4 protein-coding genes, 3 tRNA genes and 1 rRNA gene are annotated in these 5,065 nt (G+C 50.5%); 7 read left to right on the top strand and 1 reads right to left on the bottom strand.

All coding sequences use genetic code 11. From position 1 onward, the window contains the following. The first annotated feature begins 214 nt into the window (after positions 1–214). The 3 genes from rrf to birA all read left to right on the top strand — a co-directional run bounded on the left by rrf (position 215) and on the right by birA (position 2,901). Positions 215–330, top strand: a 5S ribosomal RNA gene (gene rrf / locus AYI87_RS21070). 578 nt (positions 331–908) lie between these two features. Then, positions 909–1,949 (top strand): UDP-N-acetylmuramate dehydrogenase, encoded by a 1,041-nt coding sequence (murB, locus tag AYI87_RS21065; protein ID WP_144204523.1) that lies wholly within the window; start codon positions 909–911, stop codon positions 1,947–1,949. Next, entirely contained in the window at positions 1,942–2,901 is a 960-nt protein-coding gene (gene birA, locus AYI87_RS21060) for a bifunctional biotin--[acetyl-CoA-carboxylase] ligase/biotin operon repressor BirA (protein ID WP_144204522.1), read from the top strand. The genes murB and birA overlap by 8 nt, the downstream gene beginning before the upstream one ends. Before the next feature lie 63 nt (positions 2,902–2,964). Here birA and coaA read toward each other — a convergent pair whose 3' ends face one another. Next, positions 2,965–3,915, bottom strand: coding sequence for a type I pantothenate kinase (gene coaA / locus AYI87_RS21055; protein ID WP_144204521.1), 951 nt, complete (start codon positions 3,913–3,915; stop codon positions 2,965–2,967). A gap of 235 nt (positions 3,916–4,150) precedes the next feature. On the opposite strand from coaA, the gene AYI87_RS21050 reads away from it, so the two are divergent. The 4 genes from AYI87_RS21050 to AYI87_RS21035 all read left to right on the top strand — a co-directional run. After that, a tRNA-Thr gene (locus tag AYI87_RS21050) sits at positions 4,151–4,226 on the top strand. Positions 4,227–4,233: 7 nt separating this feature from the next. Then, positions 4,234–4,318, top strand: a tRNA-Tyr gene (locus AYI87_RS21045). A gap of 36 nt (positions 4,319–4,354) precedes the next feature. After that, positions 4,355–4,428, top strand: a tRNA-Gly gene (locus AYI87_RS21040). 189 nt (positions 4,429–4,617) lie between these two features. Beyond that, on the top strand, positions 4,618–5,065 hold a 448-nt coding region (locus AYI87_RS21035; RefSeq protein ID WP_144204520.1), incomplete at its 3' end, for a GTP-binding protein.

Genomic DNA, 5,065 nt, shown 5'->3' with positions numbered 1-5,065 from the left:
CTGTACTAATGACTCGTGAGGCTTAACCATACAACCCAAAAGGGTTTTTACTGCAAAGTACCGGAAATGAGTCCAATCATTTCTTGGCACTTCCTCCATCCATGGAGGTCGTAATAATGGTTTACCGAATCAAAAGAATACAAAGTACTTGATTGAAGTGCGAACTCAGATTGACTCTTAGATAAGAGTACAGCTTTCCGAATTTCCAAATTTGTCTGGAAACCATAGCATTGTGGTCCCACCTGATCCCATCCCGAACTCAGAAGTGAAACGCAATCGCGCCGATGGTAGTGTGGGGTCTCCCCATGTGAGAGTAGGTCATTTCCAGGCGCCTAATAAAGCAAAAAGCCCTAGTCTAAAACGCTAGGGCTTTTTGCTTTCTACGCTGCGCGAAAATGCTACTTCACACGCAGCCCACAGCCACTTCGTGGGTGGGCCCCTCAGCTCGCAGCCTAGCTGCTTCGCGCTCCAGTCATCCATCAAGCTGCGCTTGATAAACGGATGCCTTACGCCCCCATGTGAGATTGACGGAGTTAGTATCTGATGTCTGGCTAGAAGTTGGCCATGACAGGCGCCTTTTCTCTTTATTCATTAGATCCTCAGCTCGCAGCCTAGCTGATTCGCGCTCCAGTCATCCATCAAGCTGCGCTTGATAAGCGGATGTCTTGCACCCTCATGTGAGATACGACTTTCTATAATCGCGAACGAAAAAATGGTTTTAGCTGCTGTATGGGTATTCTTTTTACAGGTGTCGATTGCGCAACGCTATGCTCTCTTCCATTTTCAGTGTCCATTCACAAATGAATCATGAGCTCCATCAAGATTAATCTTTGTTGGGATTTAGGTTGCCGGGGTTAGATACGTTACAATGGCTTTTTGGGCTGACAGATATAAATCACGCTTCCTCTATGGACTCCAAGAACACTGACTCTTTAACGCAATTTAATACCCTGGGCCTTAAGACTGACTGCTTTCGACTGGTTAGGGCGAGGCAGGAGACTAAACTGGTTGCCGTCTGTTTGCAGACCTTTAAGCAGCAGGAGCCGCTATTGCTGATAGGTGGGGGTAGCAATATTGTACTCACCGAGACTTTTCAGGGGACGGCTGTATTAGTGGAGACTAAGGGAATAGAGGTGAGTCAGGATGACCAATACTATTACCTCAGGGTCGAAGCTGGTGAGGTGTGGCATGATCTTATCAAATTCTGTCTCGATAATGAGATGCCAGGGCTCGAGAACCTTGCTTTGATTCCAGGCTCTGTCGGCGCCGCGCCCATCCAAAATATCGGTGCCTATGGCGCCGAGCTGGCGCAGTTCTGCGATTGGGTCGAATATCTCGACCTCGCTAGCTGTGAGATAAAACGGCTGAATGGTGGCGAATGCCAGTTCGCCTACCGCGAATCTATCTTCAAGAATGCCCTAAAGTATCGCGCCGTGATCTTGCGGGTGGGCTTTATGCTACCCAAAGTATGGCAACCTAATCTGAGCTATGGCCCATTGCAGGCATTGAGCGAGCGTAGCCAAGGGGTGACGCCAAGAGAGGTGTTCGACTGCATCTGCGAGACCCGCATGGCCAAACTGCCCGATCCTGCCGTATTAGGTAACGTCGGCAGCTTCTTTAAAAACCCTGTGGTTAGCCAATACACATTCGAGGCGCTTAAGCAGCAATATGCGGACATAGTCGGCTATGCGCTGGAAGATTCAAAGGTAAAGTTGGCGGCTGGCTGGTTGATCGACAGGGCGGGGCTCAAGGGGCGGTCTGTAGGCAATGCATCGGTTCATCTTAAACAGGCCTTAGTCATAGTTAACAGAGGGGGCTGCAGCGGTCAGGACGTGTGTGACTTGGCGAAGTTGGTGATAGATAGGATATTCGAACAATTTGGCGTAAGGTTAGAGGTCGAACCTAGGATCATTGGTGCAACCGGACAGAAGGAATTAGCAGATGCATGATCAGTGGGCCCGTCGCCGGGATATTATTCGTTTGTTGAGTCAGGGCCAGTTTGTGTCGGGCGAGGCGCTGGCCAGCGAGCTCGGCATCTCTCGGGCGGCAGTCAGCAAGCAGGTGGCCAACTTAGAAGAATTTGGTGTCGACATCTATAGCGTTAAAGGTAAGGGCTATAAGTTAGCCACACCTATCTCGCTTATCGATGAGGCTAAGCTTAAGGCCGCTATCAAGAATCGCTGCTTCTATTTTAATGAGATCAACAGCACCAACGGATTCCTACTCGAGCATGTGAAGGATCTCAGCAGCGGCGATATCTGTGTGGCCGAGTATCAGTCTGCCGGGCGTGGCCGTCGTGGGCGTCAATGGGTATCTCCCTATGGCTGCCACCTCTATACCTCCTTCTACTGGCAGTTCTCCCAGGGGATGGCTCAGGCCATGGGGCTGAGCCTGGTGGTTGGCTGCTCATTGGTGACAGTACTGCGTTCATTGGGGGTCGATGGCATAGGGGTTAAGTGGCCCAACGATATCTATCTCAATCATAAGAAGCTCGCGGGCATACTGATCGAGATGAGTGGTCAGGCTGATAGCGTGTGTGATCTGGTGATAGGTATCGGCATCAACCTCTCTATGTCGCCGGCGCAGGCGGATAAGATAGATCAGCCCTGGAGCGATCTGTCTGAGTTGGCGCAATTGCCAGATAAAACGGAACTGATGATTGCACTGCAGCAGCAATTAGTGACAGATCTCGAGCTGTTTCAACGCCAAGGGCTGAAGGCTTTCCAGTCAAGATGGCGCGAGGCAGATCTGTTCGACGGTGAGCCTATCAAGCTGTTGATGGGCGAGAATAGCGTCAAGGGGATCTGCTGTGGAATCGACGAGCAGGGGGCAATATTGCTTAAGACGGAGGAGGGCACTAAGGCCTACGTCGGCGGCGAGATCTCCATGCGTCCCGCATAACAAAACGGCCATCAATCGATGGCCGTTTGTCTAACTGTAGGTGCTTGGCTATCTAGTGTTAGCCTATTTACGCATCAGCACCTGGTGCATCATATGATCTGTGCCCTTGCGCAGGATAAGGTGTGCCCTGTCCCGTGTGGGCAGAATGTTCAGATTTAGATTCGGGCCGTTGATGCTGTCCCAGATATTGGCGGCTATCTTGGTGGCCTCATCGTCAGTCAGCTCTGAATAGTGATGGAAGTATGAGTTCGGGTCGCTAAAGGCGCCGGTGCGAAACTTCAGGAAGCGGGAGATATACCACTCCTTAAGCAGCGGCTCTTCGGCGTCCACATAGATAGAGAAGTCGACAAAATCGGAGACAAAGGGCTGCTGTATGGCTACGTGGGTATCCTGGCCCGTCTGCAGCACGTTGAGCCCTTCGATGATCAGGATATCGGGTTGCTCTATGGCCTGTTGGGTATCGGACACCCTGTCATAACTGATATGCGAGTAGATAGGAGCATGCACCAGGCTCTCGCCTGCCTTGATCTTGGAGATGAACTCGACCAGCAGCTTCATATCATAGCTTTCAGGAAATCCTTTACGCTGTAGTAGTCCACGGCGTTTGAGCTCAGATAAGGGGTAGAGGAAGCCATCTGTGGTGACCAGGTCCACCTTGGGGTGCTCGGGCCACTGACGCAGCAGCGCCTGGAGGATACGCGCCGTAGTGCTTTTGCCTACCGCGACACTGCCGGCGATGCTGATAATATAGGGGCGCTTAGGCGGCACACGACCGAGGAACTGATTCAGTACCAGCCCTCTCTGCTGCTTGGCGCCGACAATTAGATTCAGCAGGCGACTCAGGGGCAGATAGATGTCGGTGACTTCATCGAGGGAGATAGATTCGTTGATACCGCGCAGATCGTCAAGATCGGATTCGCTGAGTGTTAGAGGCACAGATTTTCGCAGCTCGGCCCACTGCTGGCGGGCAAATGCGAGGTAGAGTGCATTGTGAATTTGATTGTTGGCGTGCATGAATGAAATCTCCCCTTAGGCAAGGCACAGTACACCATAGACCCCGGTGGAACAACATCAAAAACACGATTCCATAATGGCTTATTAACCTGTTGGAGGTTAATGGGTAAATAGTGCACTTTCTGAGGCTTGCGTGGCGGAAAAAACGACGTTTAGGCGATTTTTTTGCAGATTTTTAAAATTAGGTATTGCACTTGTGCTCGCGATTACCTAATATCCGCTACCGAAATGACACGCCGGCATAGCTCAGTTGGTAGAGCAACTGACTTGTAATCAGTAGGTCCCGAGTTCGACTCTTGGTGCCGGCACCATTTCTCTGGAGGGGTTCCCGAGTGGCCAAAGGGATCAGACTGTAAATCTGACGGCTCAGCCTTCGAAGGTTCGAATCCTTCTCCCTCCACCATTTTTCTAGGTAGTTAGGTAACCTTAGTTAGGTTGCGCGGATGTCGTATAATGGTATTACTCCAGCCTTCCAAGCTGATAACGCGGGTTCGATTCCCGCCATCCGCTCCAATTTTCGCTGATTGTGCCCGTATCTATGAGCCAGCCCAACAGGGTCCAGTTCACGATAAACTGCCTTCAGCCTTCCCAACTAAGCTTCCGTAATTATCTTAATTAAATCGATTCGATGACATAATAGGCATCGGATTTTTTGTTGTATGTAGATTTCATCACCAAGTATCTCTTAATTGGGGCAATACCATGGCTAAAGAAAAATTTGAACGTAGCAAACCTCACGTAAACGTGGGCACCATCGGTCACGTTGACCATGGTAAAACAACTCTTACAGCTGCTATCTCTCACGTACTGACTAAGACGTACGGTGGTGAAGCTAAAGATTTCGCACAGATCGATAACGCTCCAGAAGAGCGTGAGCGCGGTATTACCATCAATACCTCTCACATCGAGTACGACACTCCAACTCGTCACTACGCACACGTAGACTGCCCAGGCCACGCTGACTATGTTAAAAACATGATCACTGGTGCTGCACAGATGGACGGCGCTATCCTAGTAGTAGCTTCTACTGACGGTCCAATGCCACAGACTCGTGAGCACATCCTGCTTTCTCGTCAGGTAGGTGTACCTTTCATCATCGTATTCATGAACAAGTGTGACATGGTTGACGATGAAGAGCTCCTAGAACTAG

The sequence above is a fragment of the Shewanella sp. KCT genome, assembly GCF_007636505.1.
In the GTDB taxonomy this organism is placed as follows: domain Bacteria; phylum Pseudomonadota; class Gammaproteobacteria; order Enterobacterales; family Shewanellaceae; genus Shewanella; species Shewanella halotolerans.
The sequence above is the reverse complement of the archived record's forward strand: the minus strand, read 5'-3'. Positions and strand labels throughout refer to the sequence as shown.